The following is a 19,610-nucleotide window of genomic DNA, read 5'->3' as shown; positions in this document are numbered from 1 at the left end:
GTTTGCCTATTATTAATCAAATTATATCATTAGGCTTTTAACGAATATAAAAAAAAGAGAAGAACTAAATCCTCTCTTTTTTATTAAGCTATATTTTCGGCAGCTTCAGAACTAACCTGCTTTTTTATACTTAATCTTAATGTTTTTATTCCAAATCCACCTACTAAGAAAATAACAATAAATGAAAGTAGTATTAGTAGGTTATGAGATAAGTCTGAATAATTTATACCACTAAGAATCATTCTTATAACTTTAACGGTGTATGTCATTGGAATAAACTTATTAACCATTCTATAGAACACAGGAGCTGTTTCTATAGGGAAGGTACCTGCACAGGCAGATAGCTGCAAAATAAGTAATACAAAAGATATAGGTGTTGCCATTATTCCAAATGCTGTGGATAATCCATACATAATGCTGAAGAAAACTATTGAGGTAAACACATTGTTAAGATATAAGTAAGCTGTGTTTACGCTGTCTACGCCCAAAACAAGTTGCAATGAGAAGGTCAGCATTATAGATTGTATTGTAACTAAACCAACTCCAACAAGAAGTTTTCCTAGGAAGCTGTTTAAGAATTTATTTTTTGTTAATTTAAGCATTCCTACTACGGATATAATAAGATTTATAAACATAGCACCTAACCATAATGAAAGGGATATAAAGTAAGGAGCAAGTCCTTCTCCATATTTGCTAACTGTATTTATTGATTTATCACTTAAACTAATAGGACTTGATACAAAGTTACCCATAGTAGTTGAAGTGAACTTTAATTTGTTGTTAAGTGTATTATAACCATCATTTAATCCGTCTTTTAATTTAGTAGTGCCGTCATTTAATGTTCCTATGCCGTTATTCAATGTTTGAGCACCAGTATTTAGTGTGCCTATACCGCTATTTAAAGCTTGAGAACCGCTATTTAATGTTCCTAATCCAGTTGATAATTCTCCAGTTTTTGCTGAAGCAGTGTTAAGACCAGTTGTTAAGTTTAGGCTGCCAGCATAAGCTGAATTTAGACCATTTTGTAGTTTATTTGAACCGTCATAAAGTTGCGTTAAGCCGGATGAAAGATCTTTTGACCCTGAGGCAGCTGAACTTAAACCATCATAAACCTGTTTACTTCCTTGTTTAAGTTTAGATGTACCAGCGATAAATTGATCAACTGCAGCTCCAGCTTTTTGTTGAGTTTCAGTTACTGAAGCTTTTACTTGTTCAGGAATAGCATCAGAAATCTTACCTATAGTAGCGGCTGCTGTAATATTGTCTGGAGCTTTATTTGGTGCTGGTGCTTGAGGCGAATTTAAACTTTGTATAGTACTTGCATCACTTTTAGCATCTTGGAGTTTACTTAATGCAGTTGCTGTATCTCCTTTATTCAACGCATCCATTGCATCCTGTATTTTTTGGTTAGCATCACCAGCTTTACTAGCAGTTTGGCTAGAATTTTGTAAGATAGCCGACGAACTTTTAGAAATAGCACCTGTAGCAGTAGATAAACTACTCATATCGCTTCCATTTGAAAGACTTGATTTAAATTGGCTTAAACCATCTAGCAAATCTTTGGAGCCTTTAACTATTTGAGATTGTCCGTCTAATAGTTGATTTAATCCCCCATTAAGGTTAGAGGAGCCAGATAAAGCAGAGAATAAACCATTTTTTATTGTTGTATTACCGTTTGATAATTGGTAAATTCCGTTTCCAAGTGTAGATGAACCACTTGCAGCAGTATCTAATCCTGATTTTAATGCCTGTGAGCCAGTTGCAGCAGTGTTTAATCCTGATGATAATGTTTGAGAACCATTATATGCAGTATTTAATCCAGTCGAAAGATCACCACTGCCATTAAATAGTTTCTGTGTTCCATCTTGGATTTTGTTTTGAGCATCACTAGCATCTTTTAGTGAACTTTTTACATCGTATAATTTATCAACAAGAACCTGTGAGGTTTCTTTTGTAATCTTATTTGAAATTTCTGTTTCTAATTTTTCAGCTGCCTTATAAGATAGCTGGGAAAATATATAGTTTTTACCCTTATTTGCAATGTATGTTAACTTCGGTTTTTTAAAATCACCACTAGATGAATTGGCAATTTTTTTAGAGAAATCTTTAGGAACAACTATCATGGCATAATAATCGGTGCCATCGACACCTCTCTTTGCTTCATTATAGCTTACAAATTCCCATTTCATATTTTCATCATCTTTTAGTTTTTTTACTAAATCATTGCCCAAAGTATATGTTTTACCATCTTTTGAATAAGATTTATCTTGATTCACGATGGCAACAGGTACTTGACTTAAGTTACCGTATGGGTCCCAAAATGCGCCCAAATAAAAGAGTGAATACATCATAGGAATAAACATGATTGCGCCAGTAACTATGGCAATAATTTTCCACATAAAGTTTTTATTCGATTTAAGTTCCTGTAACTTCATAAATTTGTCCCCTTTCTTCGTTATTTTTGTACTTACCAGTCAGTATAAAAATAACACAAAAACTCATTTTTTGCACTATTGAATAATGACCGAGTAAACGTTTTTTTTATATGTAATCAACAATTTAAATTGATTTTCGGTGATTTTTAATTTTTTCTACTTAATATATACGAATATAATGTATAAAACTGAAGAAGTATCACAATATATAAATAAGAAACAAATTTGTTTTAAAGAATATAGGAAATTAAGATAAGGAATTTATGTTAAGTTGTGGGTTTTATTAAACAATATAGATTATTGCTAAATATACTTATTATAATTTAGTAAGATTTTTTATCTTTTATAAGATCCACAAAAGCCACTGTTTTCAACAGTTTAAAAGTTTTTAAAATTATAAAAAATATAAAAATAAAAGTTTTTATAAAAAATATGTTGACACATGATGATTTTTTTTGTATTATATTACTTGTCGGGTCGCGAGGCAATGCGATTCCCCATAATAAGGCCCGTTGGTCAAGCGGTTAAGACACCACCCTTTCACGGTGGTAACATGGGTTCGATTCCCGTACGGGTCACTTTTAAACATTAATTTGTGGGCGTTTAGCTCAGCTGGGAGAGCATCTGCCTTACAAGCAGAGGGTCACAGGTTCGAGCCCTGTAATGCCCACCACAAATTGCGGCTTGGTAGCTCAGCTGGTTAGAGTGCTGGCCTGTCACGCCAGAGGTCGAGGGTTCGATCCCCTTCCAAGTCGCCATACTATTATAAGCTGGCATAGCTCAATTGGTAGAGCAACTGACTTGTAATCAGTAGGTTATGGGTTCAATTCCTATTGCCAGCACCAGTAAAACAATAAGGCCCGTTGGTCAAGCGGTTAAGACACCACCCTTTCACGGTGGTAACATGGGTTCGATTCCCGTACGGGTCACTTTTAAACATTAATTTGTGGGCGTTTAGCTCAGCTGGGAGAGCATCTGCCTTACAAGCAGAGGGTCACAGGTTCGAGCCCTGTAATGCCCACCACAAATTGCGGCTTGGTAGCTCAGCTGGTTAGAGTGCTGGCCTGTCACGCCAGAGGTCGAGGGTTCGATCCCCTTCCAAGTCGCCAATATTATAAGCTGGCATAGCTCAATTGGTAGAGCAACTGACTTGTAATCAGTAGGTTATGGGTTCAATTCCTATTGCCAGCACCAGTATAAAACTGTTTCGAATTATCGAAACAGTTTTATTTTTATATCTTTTTATTTTTTAAGTTTCTATTTATTCTTATATCGTCACCATAAAATTTACATAGGGTGAAATCGCCAAATAATCTAGAGGTAATTCTTTCTGAATATAATCTTGTCAGTTCTTCTAAATTATAATTTGAAGATATAAGCATTTTCTTTTGCGAAAGCAACTTTTTATTTATTAGATTAAAGAAGCAAGTTTTTGAGAATGCACTTATCTGTTCTGTACCCAAATCATCAATTATAAGTAAATCACAGTTTATTATTAAATCTTCTAGAGTAGGATTAGGTTCAAACTGAAGCTGTTTAAGCTCTTGTGCTAAATCTGCTGAGGTTTTATAAATTACTAGAAAACCTCTTTCTAATAAATCTTTTGCTATACAATGTGATAAAAAGGTTTTTCCTGTTCCTGAATTGCCATAGAACAATAGGTTTTCGTTTGAATCGCTAAAATTTTTGATGTAATTTAAAGATAAAGAAAGAATCTTTTCCATATTCTTTCTAGGAGTTCTTGGCTCATCTTCTGATTTTCTATTTGAATAATAGTTTATATTAAAATTCTCAAAGTTATTTTCGTTTAAAAGACTTTTAAGATCAGAATTATCATAGTAAAGTTGAACTAAGTATTTTTTATAGCAGGAACATTTATGTGCACCTATATATCCTGTATCTTTACATTTACTGCAGTTATAATGCATTTGAAGATAATCCATAGGGTATCCATTAGAAACTAGAAGTTCAGATCTTTCCATTCTTAAGTTTGTTATTTCATTTTTTAAGGACTTTATATATTCATCACGATTATTTATCTTTTTAAATATATTTGTAGATAATTTTAGGCAAAGTCTACTTATCTCGGAATCTATCTTTATTATCTTTGGTAATTTGTCTTTAATTTCTTCTCTTCTGCTTTTTAAGTTATCTTCTTCAGTTTTTCTTAGTTTAGAATAAATTTTTTCTACTTTTTCAGAATATCCTTTAATCATCGTCACTATCCCATCCTAACAATTTTTTTTCTAAATCGTCATAATCGTATTTTCTTTGTTCATAATTATTAAAATTATCTTTGCTTTTAAAGTTAGTATTTTGCTGTTTTTTATTAAATGTAGATTTTTTTAAATCCTTTGTATCTACATCTACCAATGTTTTAATTCCTGCTTTGAACCAGTTGGTTAATATGGCATCTATATATTTAAAATCAGCCTTGTTTATTCTTTCAAAACATATGTCACAAGCTCTAAATATAACATCGAGAGGAAAACTAAAAGATTCTAACCATTTTGTAAGCATCTGTTCTTGAGGTTTCATGATTTCGGCATCTTTTATTCCTAAGTAGTCTAGAACCTTGCGTATTTTTATCCATTTGTCCTCATGTTTTGTTATATAGGTTTGAGCGTCTTCTATAGATTTTATTTTTGAGTCATGCCATGAAAGAGCTATTTTTTCAATGTATCTATAATTTGTTTTGCCTTTTGATACAGCATATTGTATTAATAGAAGTATGAGTTCTGGAGAAAAGCTAAATTCCTTCTGCCAGCCTATATATGTAGACATCTCTTTTGGAGATAAGGTTCTTCCAAGCAATTTTTCTATATCTTGAAGCATTCCCTTTATGGAGGTATTGTTTAATTCACTTAGCAAATCCACTTTTTCATCCTCAGGAGATTCTTCTGATAAGTCAAGAAATTGAATATTGAAATTTCCTTTGTTATCTATAGGGATAAGTTTTATTACGTTTTCGTCATTCCAGTAGTTCCAGGCATTTATTATATCTGTTTCCAAGAGGTGAAGTTTTGAAGCCATCATAGAAGAATTTACTCCAGGTTCACCTGAGGTACAATATTTTAAACCTAGCAGATATACCTTTACGTATTCACCTCGTGCTTTTGTCATATAGTTTTCTATGAATATATTGCTAATAGGTGTTACTTCGTTTGTTTTAGTTTTAAACATGAAAGTGCTCATAGTGGTGCCGCCTTTCGTAATGAAATTATATAATTAAATTATAACATTTAATCTTAAAATGCGATAATATTATTATATAGGACATATATATACATTACAATTAGTGTATTTAAGTAAAGCTTAAAATGTTTAGGAAAGTATAGATGTATATGGCAAAAATTATAAATGAAATAGAAAGTTTGTATAAATGTAGTATAATAAGAATGAATTTTAAAAGTAGAATGGTGGTGAAGTACCAGATATAGAATTTCTATAAATCTGGATTTAACATGAAAGTTGAAATATTATGTGTTGGCACAGAACTTTTGCTTGGAGATATTTTAAATACTAACGCTCAATTTTTGGCAAAAGAGTTTGGGGCTATGGGATTCTCAATGTATCACCAAGCAGTAGTGGGAGATAATGTAGAAAGACTAAAAAGAGAATTTGAGCTTGCTATAAATAGAGCAGATATTGTTGTAACAACAGGTGGACTTGGACCAACTGACGATGATTTAACAAAGGAAACGGCAGCTGAATATTTTAATAAAAAGCTTATTTTTCATAAGGAGTCCTATGATGAAATAGTTAAGTTTTTTAATAAAATAGGAAAGGAAATAAGTGAGAATAATAAAAAACAGGCTTATTTTCCAGAAGGATGCACAATACTGAAGAACGATCATGGAACAGCACCTGGATGCATAATTGATGAAAATGACAAGGTAGTTATTTTACTTCCAGGACCGCCAAGAGAAATTATACCTATGTTTAGGAATTATGTAATCCCTTATCTTAGAAAATATCAGGAAGGAACAATTGTTTCTAAGGTTTTAAGAGTTTGTGGTATTGGAGAGAGCGGTGCTGCAGAGATGCTTAAGGATTTAATAGATAATCAGACTAATCCGACTATTGCACCATATGCTAAGGATAATGAGGTTACCTTTAGAATAACTGCAAAGGCAGAAAGTGAAGAAGTAGCAATGAAACTCATAGAGCCTATGGAAAGAAAGGTAAGAGAGAGACTTAAGGAGAATGTATACGGAGTAGGTGATACTTCATTAGAAGATGTACTTGGAGCAATGCTTATAGAAAAAAAGCTTACCATAGCTACAGCTGAATCCTGTACAGGAGGCCTTTTATCGGGACGTCTTATAAATTATCCTGGAATATCAGAGGTTTTTATGGAAGGAGCAGTTACTTATAGTAATGAAGCTAAAATGAATCGCCTTGGTGTAAAAAAGGAAACCCTCGAAAGTTATGGAGCTGTGAGCAGTGAGACCGCAGCGGAAATGGCTAAAGGAATAGCCAAAACGGCAGGAACAAATATAGGTGTTTCTACAACAGGTGTGGCTGGACCTGGCGGAGGCACAAAAGAAAAACCTGTAGGTCTTGTGTATGTAGGATTATGTATAAATGGAAAGGTTAAAACAAGAAAACTTAATATGCCTGGAGATAGGCAAACGGTTAGAAATAGAGTTGTAAATGCAGTAATTGATTGGATTAGAAGAGAGATAATTAATCTTTAGATGTAAGATAGATGCATATGTTTTTGTATGCATCTATTTTTGTAATTACCAGCATTATATGTTAAAAATATATAAATCAATACATGATGTGTAAACATTAAATATCAAGGCATTTATTTATACAATTGTTAAAAAAATATTGACTTTGTTGATAAATTAATATAATATAGTAAATGTAAGTGCTAGCAAATTACATCAGAGATATAACAAAACTTTTCACTAAAGGGTTAATGCTTACAATACATAGTAGGCAGGGATTAGTTAATTTATTAAAATTATTGGGAATGTTTATTTAATTGATATAAAGGTTATTTTGCTAATATTAAAATAATCTAAGCAAGTAAAAATATTAGTTGTAGACATGGTGGAATCACCAATGTGGTTTGCCACAGAAAAAATGCGAACAAGCTTTTTATAACTTTTCGGGGAAAATATTAGTTATAATAATAGAAGTTTAAACTTTAAAAATTACAAATAAACAATATGGAGCTTAAAAAACTACTCGTATTGTTTTAAAGATAAGGTCTTTTAGCTATTAATGAAAGTTAAAAGACCTTATTTTTTTATGAAATGGTATTCATTAAGAAAATGTAAGATTACTTTTCATTTAAATGTAAGATTGGTTTATTAAAATTGATACATAGATAAGTACAAAAAGTTGTTAAATAGAAAGCTTGGAGGTTTAAATTATGATAGAAGTAAAGAATGTTTCTAAAGTTTATAAAATGGGAAAGGAAACAGTTACAGCGCTTAATAATGTTAATCTTAAAATACACGATGGAGAATTTGTTGCAATAGTTGGGCCTTCTGGTTCGGGAAAATCAACACTAATGCATCTTGTTGGTGGATTAGATACTCCTACATCAGGAAGTGTGCGTGTAGATAATAAGGATATAAGTAGATTAAAAGATAAAGAAATGTCAAAGTATAGAAATAGAACTATAGGATTTGTATTTCAAGCGTTTAACCTTGAAAACACTCAAACCGCTTTAGAGAATGTTATGATGCCGCTTATTTTTGCTGGAATAGGAGGAAACGCAAGGAGAGAAAAGGCTAAAAGAGCTCTTGAGATGGTTGGGCTAGGAGATAAAATAAAGCATAGGCCAAGTGAAATGTCAGGTGGTCAAAGGCAGAGAGTTAGTATCGCTAGGGCGCTTGTAAATGAACCACAAATAATTTTTGCTGATGAGCCTACGGGAAATTTGGATTCTAAAAATGGAGCTCTTATAATGAAGCTTTTAGAAGATTTAAATGAAAAAGGCTATACAATAATTATGGTAACACACAATATGGAAGAAGCTAAAAAGGCTAAGAGACTTATCATGATAAAAGATGGACAGGTTGAGGAGGTTGATGAGAGTGAAATTTAAAGATGGCTTAAGAATGGCAGGAAGGGACCTTACTAGAAGAAAAGGAAGAACGTTTTGGACATCTCTTGCTATAGCGGTAGGAACAATGCTTGTAGTAACTTTAGTCAGTCTTGGAACTTCAGGTGAGAAAATGGCAATGGGAAAGGTTGAAGACAGTACATCGTTAAAACTAATAAATGTCATGAACGAAAAATACTTTGATCCTGAGAACACTGATATGAGTAGTTTCAATCAAGATGATATGTATAAAAAGATAGATGATACAACTGTAAAAAAGGTAAAGAAAATACCTGGAATAGAGAATGTTACAACAAGTATAATTATTAATGTTGATAATATTAAAATAGATGGAAAAGAAAATAAGAATGTAAACCAGGTAATGGGTTCATATAATAATGATAATAGTTTTTCAGAAAGTACTATAAAATCAGTTAGAAAAAATAATAAGAATGATAAGCTTGTTCCAATTATTGCAGGAAGAAACTTAAAAAGTTCAGATAAAGATGGTGTAGTTGTTGGACAGAAGTTTCTAAAGGCTATGGGAATAACAGATTACAAGGCTGTTGTTGGTAAGGAAATAGATATAACTGAGAGCAAAACTGAAAATCAAAATATAACAGTAGCACCTCTTACAGTTAAAGGCAAGGTAATTGGAGTTATAAGCGATAAATTTGAAGCGGATAATCAAATAATGGCGTCAATAGAACTTACAAATAAAATAAAAAGCTACTATACATTTCAGGATGATTATTTAAAAAGCAATGGTTATGAGTCAATTGTTATAATAGCTAAAAATACCGAGAATACACTAAGCATAGGAAAATCAATAAAGAATATGGGATACTACTATGTAAGCTATCAGGATATTGTAAAGAGAAGCCAAAACTCATATAAGATAATGGAAGCTATACTTGCGGTTTTAGGACTTATAGTACTTTTTGTTGCGGCAATTGGAATAGTTAATACAATGACTATGGTTATATATGAAAGAACTAAATCTATAGGAATAATGAAATCTATGGGAGCAAATAGAGGAGAAATAAGGAGCATATTTATACTTCAAGCAGGAATAATGGGAGTACTAGGTGGAGTAATTGGACTTATATTTAGCTTTATAAATGTTAAAATAGTTCAATTAGGATTGAATGCGTATCTGAGAAGTAGAAATATAAAAGAATCTTTAGATATCGTTATGCCTTACTGGCTTGTAATTGGAACTCTGGCTTTTTCTATTTTTATAGCAGTACTTGCTGGAATGTATCCATCAGGTAAAGCGTCAAGAATGGATCCAGTAGATGCATTAAATTCGTAAGGGAGGATAAAATTCATGAAATTATCAGATTGCATTAAAATGGCATTTAGTGATTTAAATAAGAGAAAATTCCGTACGGTATTAACTTCATTTGGTATAGCTATAGGAACTCTTTTAGTTATATTAATGGGAGGCTTTGGAGAAGGCGTTCAAAAAATAAGTATGGATCAAATTAAACAAATGGATTCTATGAGACTTATTACAGTTCGCCCTTATGAATATGTAAATCAGAAGGCTAGTGGAAAATCAGCTCCAAGCGCAAAAGATAAGAAGATAGATAATAATATTCTTAACAAGTTTAAAAATATAAAGGGTGTTTCAAGTGTAAATGCAGGTATAGGAACACAGGTTTCAACAGTTAAATTAGAGAATAAAACATTACAGAAGGTAGACTTTGAAGGATATAATTTAGATTATGATGTGTTTAATAAAGCTAGTGAGAACCAAGTTAGAATGGATAAGGAAAAGTCCAAAAAATTTGGATATAAGCCTATTATAGCAGGTGAAAATTTAAAGAAAACTGATGAAAATTCGGTTCTTGTAGGAAAAGGACTTTTAAAAAGGTTAGGTTTAACCAATGAAAAAAGTGTGGTTGGAAAGGAAATCGAGATTAAAGTTGAATTTCCTAAAATAGAAGGCATGCCAGAAAAGGCACCGCTTGTTATAAAGGCTAAGGTAGCTGGTGTGGTAAACAAACTCTATGAAAATGGGGGAATTGTAATTACAGGAAACGACAGCATGGCAGCAAAAATTCAGGAATATTATATGAATAGTAAAGATTATATCAATGAAAAAGGATATGATAAAGTAACTGTAGAAGCAAAAGATATGGATTCTGTTTCTAGCGTGAGCCATAGAATTCAAAAGTTAAATTATTCATACATTGCCCAAGGTGATTATGCTAACCAGATTAATAATGTATATTTGATATTTAAAATACTTCTTATAGCTGCAGGTGCTATAGTACTTTTAGTTGCATCTATAGGTGTTATAAATACAATGACTATGGCAGTACATGAAAAAACTAAAATGATTGGAATAATGAAAGCTCAAGGTGCATCAAGAAGGAATATAAAGAGAATGTTTATAGTGCAGTCTGGTAGCCTTGGATTTTTAGGAGCAATGGGCGGAACAATAGTAGCTTTAATTTCATCGGTTATTATTAATAAGGTACTTGTAGCCTATAAAGTAGGAGGAATTGAAGCTGGTATGAAGATGGTAGATATAAGGGCATCAATAATAATATTTACTATTTTGTTTACTATAATTGTTTCAATGTTAGCGGGACTTTTACCTGCCGGAAAAGCAGCTAAATTAAATCCTGTAGATTCTCTTAGGTTTGAGTAGGTGAGTTTGTTTTGAAGATAGGTAATAAGAAAGTAATTTTACCCGTAGTTTTCCTTTTTATAATAGCTATTTATGTTGGATTTAATGTTTTTAGATATGAGAGAAATTCTAAGGCAATTAGTAGAACGGTTATGTATTTAAAAGATAGTAATCATAGAGAAGAAAATTTAAGTTCTGCCATAAGCCTTAATGGAGGCAAAAGTGAAAATACATGTGTTTACTTTGCATCAGGAGCACTTAGGAATGGCGGCTTGATGGTTCCAGATGCGACTGCAAATACAACTGAGCTTATGGATTTTTTAAAAAGTAAAGGGTTCAAAAAGCATTATGATTTGGAAAAGCTAAAAGAGGGAGATATATGCTTTACATCAGAAAGTGGAGATAAAAACGAGGTGCCAGATCACACATATATATTTATGAGATGGGTTGATTCAATTCACAAGGATGCATATGTGTGTGACAATCAAAAGAAGGATTATGGCGATACCTATCATAAAAGAAATATAACCTATGAAGCTAAAATAAATAATGAAAAGAAAAGTAGAGCAATATATTATATGAGATAAAAAATACGAGGTTGGATTTTTTAGTTTTAAAGTCCAACCTCGTATTTTTTATATTTTATTAAGTCAAAGGAGTTTGCGTCCAAACCTCTTAAGATATAGAAGAGCGTTTATAGAGGTAGGAAATTGCTAAGAGGTGGTTATTTTGAAGTTCAAGAATATAATGGACTGGCGTCCAAACCTCTTAAGGTGTACAATTATTATATAGTTTTTATATGAAATGGGGAATTTGGGTGATTAAGAATATAGTGTTTGATATTGGAAATGTGCTTTTGAAGTTTACTCCTGTGGAGTTTTTAAAAAGCAAATATAAGGATGATAAGTTAGTTGAGGCTTTGTATGAGAATGTATTTAAAAGTAATGAATGGGTGGAGCTAGATAGAGGCACTATTACGGAGGAAGAAGCAACTTGTAGATTTTGTAAGAGAGATCCACATAATGCAAAATATATAAGAGAAGTTATGGAAACCTGGAATGAAATGCATGTACCAGTAGAAGGAACTTCGGAATTAATGAAAGAATTAAGAGAGAAAGGGTATAAAATATACCTTTTATCTAACTATCACTTAAAGGCTTTTAAGCTGATAAGTGATAAGTATGATTTTATAAGGGATGTAGATGGAGGAATAATATCTTCTAAAGTGAAGCTTTTAAAACCAGAGCTGGAAATATATAAGGCTTTAACTAATAGTTGTGGTATAAAGCCTGAAGAAAGCATATTTATAGATGATAGAGAAGAGAACGTTGAAGCAGCAATAAAATTAGGCTTTAACGGGATAGTCTTTAAAGATGCATATGAGCTTAAAGGTAAATTTGATGAATTAGGGATAGCAATATAATTTTGCATTAGTATGGGTAGAGAAAATTGATGAGTACATGAAGTTAAAGTAAGGTTTATTGTAGGTTAAACTACTAAACCATACATGCATTAAAATACACTTAAAATAGGCATTTTAGTGCATGTATAAGTTCTATTCATCATTGTTTTGGCTGTGTTGACATTATTTAAGTTTTTATATATACTTTGATTATCAAAATATTTGATAATCAATATAAAAAGGGAGAGGTTACAATGAAATTACCTCCTTTACAAATAGGAGATTTAAAAGCTGATATCCCAATAATCCAGGGTGGAATGGGAGTTGGAATCTCAAGATCAAGTCTTGCCTCAGCAGTTGCTAATTGCGGAGGAGTTGGAACAATTTCAGGTGTGCAAATTGGATTTGATGAGCCTGATTTCGAAACTAATACGTTTAATGCAAATATAAGAGCTTTAAATAAGCATATAAAGAAAGCTAAACAAGAGAGTAAACGAGGAATTATTGCCGTTAATTTTATGGTAGCAATGAACGATTATGATAAATATGTTAAAAGTGCTGTTGACGCAGGTGCTGATTTAATAGTATCAGGAGCAGGGCTTCCAACTGCATTGCCTAAAATAGTAGAAGGAAGTAAAGTTAAGATTGCACCAATAGTATCTTCACCTAAGGCAGCTTCTGTAATATGTAAGATGTGGGATAAGCATCACGGAAGAATCCCAGATTTGATTGTGGTTGAAGGTCCGGAAGCAGGGGGACATTTAGGATTTAAAGCAGAACAAGTTAAAGGGTCACATGAAGAACTTTCGGATATACTTACTGGAGTACTTACTGCAATAAAACCTTTTGAAGAAAAACATGGAGTTAAAATACCAGTAGTTTGCGGTGGAGGAGTATTTTACGGAAAAGACATTGCAAAATATATAAAACTTGGTGCATCAGGAGTTCAAATGGCAACTAGATTTATAGCTACAGAAGAATGTGATGCTAACTTAAACTATAAGAATGTTTATGTAAATTGCAAAGAAGATGATATAAAAATAGTGAAGAGCCCTGTTGGAATGCCTGGAAGAGCAATAAGCAATAAATTTGTACAAAGTAATGACAAAAATATTACTATAACTAAATGCTATAATTGTTTAAAACCATGTAATCCAAAGGATACACCTTATTGCATTTCTAAGGCGCTTATAAATGCAGTAAATGGAAATGTTGATGAGGCGCTTTTATTTACTGGTGCTAAATCCTATAAGATAGATAAAATCGTTAAGGTGAAAGAGCTTATTAATGAATTAATTAGTGATGCTGAATGTGAATTTTAAAATATTGAAAGTTTAACAATGAAATGAATGGTGAGAGATTTGGATAGAACAATTACTATAATTAATGAAACTTTAGTTGAACTTTTTAATGATATTTTAACTATAGAACAAACTGCTTTAAAGCAGGGAGGGTTTAATGACCTTTCTGTTACTGAAGTACACACGATAGAAGCTATAGGTATGTATGTTCCCAGGACCATGTCTGAGGTTGCAGCTACACTTGGAATTACTGTTGGCACACTAACAACGGCTGTAGGAAATTTAGTTAAAAAGGGTTATGTTAAAAGAGAACGCTCAGAAGAAGATAGAAGAGTTGTTAAAATAGCCCTTACAAAGAGAGGAAAGCTTGCATATAGAATTCATGCAAAATTTCATTCTGATATGGTAAAGGAAACAGTAAAGGGATTGAGTAAAGAGGAAGAGAGAGTCCTAACTTCTGCACTTGAAAAATTAAATAGATTCTTTAGAGACAAATATCATATTAAAAACTGTAAAAAGGACTGATAAAGTGAATAGTGTTGAGATTATAGGGACTGGAAGCTATGTCCCAGAAAAAATAGTTACTAATGAAGATATGTCTAAGATAGTTGATACTAGTGATGAGTGGATATCATCAAGAACAGGTATAAAGGAAAGAAGAATATCTATAAACGAAAATACATCAGATTTAGGTGCTAAAGCTGCCTTAAGGGCAATAGAGGACTCAAACATAAAACCAGAAGAAATAGATTTAATAATAGTTGCAACTACAAGTCCAGACTCATATACTCCATCCGTAGCTTGTATTGTTCAGGAGAAGATAGGTGCCAAAAATGCTGCCTGTTTTGATTTGAATGCGGCATGTACTGGATTTATATTTGCTCTTAATACGGCATCTCAGTTTATAAAAACAGGAGAGTATAAAACAGCTCTTGTAGTAGGAACAGAGGTACTATCAAAGATACTTGATTGGCAAGATAGAGGTACATGTGTACTTTTTGGAGATGGTGCAGGTGCGGTAATTATAAGAGGCGGAGATGAAAACGGAATTATTAAAGCATGTCTTGGTTCAGATGGTACGGGAAAAGACTTCTTGCATTGTCCAGCGACTAATGTGATAAATCCATTTTCGGATGAAAAAGGTTTAGCAAGCAGTAAGATTTCTATGAATGGAAGAGAAGTCTTTAAATTTGCAGTTAAGGTAATGGTAAGCTCAGTTAAAAAGGTTATAGAAGATAGTGGACTAAATATAGAAGACATTGATTATATAGTACCTCATCAGGCTAACATTAGAATAATAGAGTTTGCAGCTAAAAAACTTGGATTAAGTATGGACAAATTTTTTATAAACCTACAAAACTATGGAAATACATCTGGAGCGACTATACCACTGGCAATAGATGAAATGAATAAAAAAGGCTTGCTTAAAAGAGGTGCTAAAATAGTTGTAGTTGGTTTTGGTGGAGGACTTACTTGGGGTTCCATGGTTCTTAAATGGACTAAATAATACAGTATACTTTGCATCATGTGATTTTAGGAGGAATATTTTATGGTACTTGATAAAGTAAGAGAAGTTATAGCAAATCAAATAAGTGTTGATAAAGAGACCATAGATATGGCAACATCTTTTGGAAAAGATTTAAATGTTGACTCATTAGATTTATTTCAAATAATAATTGAATTAGAAGAAAAATTTGATATTCAAATAGAAGATACTGAAAATATAAAAACTGTAGGAGATGCAGTTAAGTTTATTGAAGCACAACTAAAAAAGAAGTAGCAATAAGAGTTATATAATAAAAAGGGTTTGCTTTGCAGATCTTATCAGGAGGTAAATTATGTTAAAAACTCAGTTTTGTGATATAATTGGAATAAAATATCCAATAATTCAAGGTGGAATGGCATGGGTTGCAGATAGTTCACTTGCAGCGGGAGTTTCAAATGCAGGAGGACTCGGAATAATAGCAGCAGCAAATGCACCAGTTGAGTATGTAAGAGATGAAATAAGGAAGGCAAAAAAACTTACGGATAAGCCATTCGGAGTTAATATAATGCTCTTAAGTGATAATGCAGAAGAAGTTGCAAAAATGGTCTGTGAGGAAGGCGTAAAGGTAGTTACCACAGGAGCAGGAAATCCAGGTAAGTATATAGATATGTGGAAGGAACACGACATCAAGGTTATTCCTGTTGTAGCATCTGTAGCGCTTGCAAGGAGAATGGAAAGATGTGGAGTAGATGCTGTAGTAGCTGAAGGTTGTGAATCAGGAGGTCATGTAGGAGAATTAACTACAATGGCATTAGTGCCACAAGTAGTAGATGCTATAAACATTCCTGTAATTGCAGCTGGAGGAATAGGTGACGGAAGAGGTGTTGCAGCTGCATTTGCACTTGGAGCATCAGGAGTTCAGGTTGGAACAAGATTTTTAATAGCAAAAGAGTGTACTGTACACCAAAATTACAAGAATAAAGTTTTGAAAGCTAAGGACATCGATACAGAAGTAACAGGAAGAAGTACAGGACACCCAGTAAGAGTTCTTAGAAACAAGCTTGCTAGAAAATATAAGCTAATGGAAAAAGAAGGAGCATCGCCAGAGGAAATGGAAGAGTTAGGAAGAGGAGCGCTTCCAAGAGCAGTAAGAGAAGGGGATGTGGATAATGGTTCTGTAATGGCAGGGCAAATTGCAGGACTAATTAATAAAGAAGAAACTTGTGATGAAATAGTTGAAAGCATGTTTAAAGAAGCAGTAGAAGTTATAGATAGAATTAAATAGGAGATGTATTAAGTGGGAAAGATTGCATTTGTTTTTTCAGGACAGGGTTCGCAGTATGTTGGAATGGGAAAGGATCTATACGATAATTACCAAAGCGCAAAGGAAACTTTTGATAAAGCTGATGAAGTGCTTGGCTTTAAAATCAGTGAATTATGCTTCGAAGGAAAAGATGAAGAATTAAATTTAACTGAGAACACTCAGCCAGCAGTTTTAATTACTAGTATAGCTGCTTTAAGAGCACTTGAAGAAGAAAAAGGAATAAAACCTGATGTTGTTGCAGGTCTAAGCTTAGGAGAGTATTCTGCACATGTTTGCAGTGGGAGTTTTTCATTTGAGGATGCAGTAAGATTAGTGAAAAAAAGAGGAAGATATATGCAAGAAGCAGTACCAAAAGGAATAGGTACTATGGCTGCTATAATCGGACTTGAAGGTGATGTAGTTAGAGGTATATGCGCTGAGCAATCAAAAGAAGGAATAGTAGAGGTAGCAAATTATAATTGTCCAGGACAAATTGTTATAGCAGGAGAAGTTAAAGCTGTTGAAAGCGCCTGTACTAAGTTAAAGGAAAGCGGAGCAAGAAGAACAGTAATGCTTTCAGTAAGTGGACCATTTCACACATCTATGCTAAAGAGTGCTGCTGAAAAATTAGAAGAAGAATTAAAGAATATAAATATAGAAGATATGAAGGTACCAGTTATTACAAATGTAACAGGAGACTATGTAGAAGATAAGGATCAGATAAAAGGTTTATTGAAAAAGCAAGTCATGAGCTCTGTTAGATGGGAAGATACAATAAGAAGAATGATGGATGATGGAGTAGATACATTTATAGAGCTTGGACCAGGTAAGACCTTAAGTTCATTTATAAAGAAAATAAATAGAAAAATGACTATATTTAATATTGAAAAAGCTGAAGATTTAAATAAAATTCAGTTATAGGAGGATATTATGGAAAAGTTATTATCCGGTAAGGTTGCTGTAGTTACAGGTGCAGGAAGAGGACTTGGAAGAGCAATAGCATTGAAATTAGCAGCTGAAGGAGCTAACCTTGTTGTAAATTATAGAAGTAGTGAAGCTGAAACTCAAAAGCTTATAAAGGAAATTGAAGAGTTAGGTTCAAAGGCTGTAGCAGTAAAAGCAGATATAAGTAAATACGATGAAGCAGAAACTATTATAAAAAAGGCTTTGGATGAATATGGAACTGTTGATATATTAGTTAACAATGCAGGAATAACAAAGGATAACCTTTTGTTAAGAATGAAGGAAGAAGATTTTGATAGTGTAATTAATGTAAACCTAAAAGGAGCATTTAACTGTATAAAGCATACAAGTCGTGTGATGCTTAAGAAAAAAAGTGGTAAAATAATAAATATATCATCTGTTATAGGATTAATAGGAAATGCAGGTCAAGTAAATTATGCTGCTGCAAAGGCAGGAATTATAGGTATGACAAAATCAGTAGCTAAAGAACTTGCAAGTAGAGGAATTACAGTTAATGCTGTAGCCCCTGGAATCATAAAAAGCGATATGACAGATGCACTTACAGATAAGCAAAGAGAAAGTATAGTGGCAGCAGTACCACTTAATAAAGTAGGAGAGGCAGAAGATGTTGCTAATCTTGTTCTATTTTTAGCTTCAGATCTTTCTTCTTATATAACAGGTCAAGTTATAAATGTAGATGGCGGAATGGTAATGTAAACTATATTGTAAAGGAAGGTGCAGTAAATGAATAGGAGAGTTGTTATAACAGGAATTGGAGCAGTAACACCTGTTGGAAATAACGCTGACAGCTTTTGGTGCTCAATCAAAGAAGGAAAATGTGGTATAGATAAAATAAAAGCTTTTGATGCAACAGATTTTAAGGTGAAGTTAGCAGCAGAAGTTAAGGATTTTACCCCAGAAGATTTTATTGACAAAAGAGAAGCTAATAGAATGGATAGATTCTCACAATTTGCAATAGTAGCAGCAGATGAAGCAATAAAGGATTCAAAGCTTGATCTTGAAAGTATAGATAAAAATAGATTTGGAGTTATAGTAGGTTCAGGTATAGGCGGTATTGGTACTATAGAGAAACAGGATGAAAAGCTTATTACAAAAGGACCAGGCAGAGTATCACCAATGACTATACCAATGATTATTGCAAATATGGCATCTGGAAATTTAGCTATAAGATATGGAGCAAAGGGGATATGCACAACTATAGTAACAGCATGTGCTTCGGCTAATAATTCCATAGGAGAGTCTTTTAGAAACATAAAATTTGGATATTCAGATGTAATGATAAGTGGTGGTAGCGAAGCAGGAATAACTCCGCTTTCACTTGCAGGTTTTGCATCTATGAAGGCTGTTACAAAAAGTGAAGACCCTAAAAGAGCATCTATTCCATTTGATAAGGATAGAAGTGGTTTTGTAATGGGCGAAGGTTCAGGAATTGTTATCCTTGAAGAATTAGAACATGCACTTAAAAGAGGAGCTAAAATATATGCTGAAATAGTAGGTTATGGAGCAACTTGTGATGCATATCATATAACTTCACCAGCACCAAATGGCGAGGGCGGAGCTAGAGCAATGAAACTTGCAATGGAAGAGGACAATGTAAGACCAGAAGATATTTCGTATATAAATGCTCATGGAACAAGTACAGCTTATAATGATAGTTTTGAAACTCAAGCTATAAAAACTGTTTTAGGAGAATATGCATATAAGGTTCCTGTAAGTTCAACAAAATCAATGACAGGTCATTTACTTGGTGCAGGGGGAGCAGTAGAAGCAATCATATGTGCTAAGGCTATAGAAGAAGGATTTATTCCACCAACTATTGGATACAAAGAAGCAGATCCTGAATGTGACCTTGATTATGTACCGAACGAAGGAAGAAACGCAGAAGTTAATTATGTGTTATCCAATTCACTTGGTTTTGGCGGACATAATGCTACACTTTTGTTTAAAAAATATAAATAAAGTAATAATTAGTAATTGAGAAGGAAGTGTTG

At 32.9% G+C, this 19,610-nt stretch carries 17 protein-coding genes and 8 tRNA genes; 22 read left to right on the top strand and 3 right to left on the bottom strand.

All coding sequences use genetic code 11. The features are described from left to right. Window positions 1-83: 83 nt before the first annotated feature. Window positions 84-2,435, bottom strand: coding sequence for a YhgE/Pip domain-containing protein (locus CA_RS18470; RefSeq protein WP_010966852.1), 2,352 nt, complete (start codon window positions 2,433-2,435; stop codon window positions 84-86). Window positions 2,436-2,941: 506 nt separating this feature from the next. Between CA_RS18470 and CA_RS18465 the strand changes: the two genes are divergently transcribed. The 8 genes from CA_RS18465 (at window position 2,942) to CA_RS18430 (ending at window position 3,629) form a co-directional block, all read left to right on the top strand. Next, window positions 2,942-3,013, top strand: a tRNA-Glu gene (locus tag CA_RS18465). Between the two features lie 19 nt (window positions 3,014-3,032). Continuing rightward, a tRNA-Val gene (locus CA_RS18460) sits at window positions 3,033-3,108 on the top strand. Between the two features lie 8 nt (window positions 3,109-3,116). Beyond that, window positions 3,117-3,193 (top strand) — tRNA-Asp (locus CA_RS18455). 11 nt (window positions 3,194-3,204) lie between these two features. After that, window positions 3,205-3,280, top strand: a tRNA-Thr gene (locus tag CA_RS18450). Between the two features lie 12 nt (window positions 3,281-3,292). Beyond that, window positions 3,293-3,364: transfer RNA gene (locus CA_RS18445), tRNA-Glu, on the top strand. A 19-nt stretch (window positions 3,365-3,383) separates the two neighbouring features. After that, window positions 3,384-3,459 (top strand) — tRNA-Val (locus CA_RS18440). An 8-nt stretch (window positions 3,460-3,467) separates the two neighbouring features. Further along, window positions 3,468-3,544 (top strand) — tRNA-Asp (locus CA_RS18435). 9 nt (window positions 3,545-3,553) lie between these two features. Further along, window positions 3,554-3,629 (top strand) — tRNA-Thr (locus CA_RS18430). Between the two features lie 38 nt (window positions 3,630-3,667). Here CA_RS18430 and CA_RS18425 read toward each other — a convergent pair. Together CA_RS18425 and CA_RS18420 are read right to left on the bottom strand one after the other, a co-directional pair. Further along, complete coding sequence (locus CA_RS18425) at window positions 3,668-4,651, bottom strand: ATP-binding protein (RefSeq protein WP_014519082.1); 984 nt, start codon at window positions 4,649-4,651, stop codon at window positions 3,668-3,670. After that, entirely contained in the window at window positions 4,644-5,630 is a 987-nt protein-coding gene (locus CA_RS18420) for a DnaD domain-containing protein (protein ID WP_010966850.1), read from the bottom strand. Before CA_RS18420 ends, CA_RS18425 begins: the two co-directional genes overlap by 8 nt. 269 nt (window positions 5,631-5,899) lie before the next feature. On the opposite strand from CA_RS18420, the gene CA_RS18415 reads away from it, so the two are divergent. From CA_RS18415 to fabF, 14 genes are all read left to right on the top strand, one after another. Continuing rightward, window positions 5,900-7,135 (top strand): competence/damage-inducible protein A, encoded by a 1,236-nt coding sequence (locus tag CA_RS18415; RefSeq protein ID WP_010966849.1) that lies wholly within the window; start codon window positions 5,900-5,902, stop codon window positions 7,133-7,135. 689 nt (window positions 7,136-7,824) lie between these two features. Next, a complete protein-coding gene (locus CA_RS18410; protein ID WP_010966848.1) occupies window positions 7,825-8,505 on the top strand; it encodes an ABC transporter ATP-binding protein in 681 nt (226 codons plus the stop codon). Further along, window positions 8,495-9,817 (top strand): ABC transporter permease, encoded by a 1,323-nt coding sequence (locus CA_RS18405; protein WP_010966847.1) that lies wholly within the window; start codon window positions 8,495-8,497, stop codon window positions 9,815-9,817. Before CA_RS18410 ends, CA_RS18405 begins: the two co-directional genes overlap by 11 nt. A gap of 15 nt (window positions 9,818-9,832) precedes the next feature. Beyond that, the gene (locus CA_RS18400) at window positions 9,833-11,164 is read left to right on the top strand and encodes an ABC transporter permease (RefSeq protein ID WP_010966846.1); all 1,332 of its coding nucleotides are present in this window, start codon (window positions 9,833-9,835) and stop codon (window positions 11,162-11,164) included. 11 nt (window positions 11,165-11,175) lie between these two features. Then, window positions 11,176-11,730 (top strand): peptidoglycan amidohydrolase family protein, encoded by a 555-nt coding sequence (locus CA_RS18395; protein ID WP_010966845.1) that lies wholly within the window; start codon window positions 11,176-11,178, stop codon window positions 11,728-11,730. Window positions 11,731-11,960: 230 nt separating this feature from the next. After that, window positions 11,961-12,566 carry an HAD family hydrolase gene (locus CA_RS18390; RefSeq protein WP_010966844.1) on the top strand — a complete coding sequence of 202 codons (606 nt, stop codon included), beginning with the start codon at window positions 11,961-11,963 and terminating at the stop codon, window positions 12,564-12,566. A gap of 233 nt (window positions 12,567-12,799) precedes the next feature. Continuing rightward, complete coding sequence (locus CA_RS18385) at window positions 12,800-13,867, top strand: NAD(P)H-dependent flavin oxidoreductase (protein ID WP_010966843.1); 1,068 nt, start codon at window positions 12,800-12,802, stop codon at window positions 13,865-13,867. A gap of 39 nt (window positions 13,868-13,906) precedes the next feature. After that, entirely contained in the window at window positions 13,907-14,371 is a 465-nt protein-coding gene (locus tag CA_RS18380; protein ID WP_010966842.1) for a MarR family winged helix-turn-helix transcriptional regulator, read from the top strand. A 4-nt stretch (window positions 14,372-14,375) separates the two neighbouring features. Continuing rightward, window positions 14,376-15,353 (top strand): beta-ketoacyl-ACP synthase III, encoded by a 978-nt coding sequence (locus CA_RS18375; protein WP_010966841.1) that lies wholly within the window; start codon window positions 14,376-14,378, stop codon window positions 15,351-15,353. Window positions 15,354-15,395: 42 nt separating this feature from the next. Next, complete coding sequence (acpP, locus tag CA_RS18370) at window positions 15,396-15,626, top strand: acyl carrier protein (RefSeq protein ID WP_010966840.1); 231 nt, start codon at window positions 15,396-15,398, stop codon at window positions 15,624-15,626. Window positions 15,627-15,684: 58 nt separating this feature from the next. Next, a complete protein-coding gene (fabK, locus tag CA_RS18365; protein WP_010966839.1) occupies window positions 15,685-16,617 on the top strand; it encodes an enoyl-[acyl-carrier-protein] reductase FabK in 933 nt (310 codons plus the stop codon). A gap of 12 nt (window positions 16,618-16,629) precedes the next feature. Next, entirely contained in the window at window positions 16,630-17,556 is a 927-nt protein-coding gene (fabD, locus tag CA_RS18360) for an ACP S-malonyltransferase (protein WP_010966838.1), read from the top strand. A gap of 9 nt (window positions 17,557-17,565) precedes the next feature. Next, window positions 17,566-18,315 (top strand): 3-oxoacyl-[acyl-carrier-protein] reductase, encoded by a 750-nt coding sequence (fabG, locus tag CA_RS18355; RefSeq protein WP_010966837.1) that lies wholly within the window; start codon window positions 17,566-17,568, stop codon window positions 18,313-18,315. Between the two features lie 27 nt (window positions 18,316-18,342). Continuing rightward, window positions 18,343-19,578 (top strand): beta-ketoacyl-ACP synthase II, encoded by a 1,236-nt coding sequence (gene fabF, locus CA_RS18350; protein ID WP_010966836.1) that lies wholly within the window; start codon window positions 18,343-18,345, stop codon window positions 19,576-19,578. Window positions 19,579-19,610: the final 32 nt, after the last annotated feature.

Source organism: Clostridium acetobutylicum ATCC 824 (assembly GCF_000008765.1).
GTDB lineage: Bacteria > Bacillota > Clostridia > Clostridiales > Clostridiaceae > Clostridium_S > Clostridium_S acetobutylicum.
This window is presented reverse-complemented; position numbering and strand designations above follow the sequence as displayed.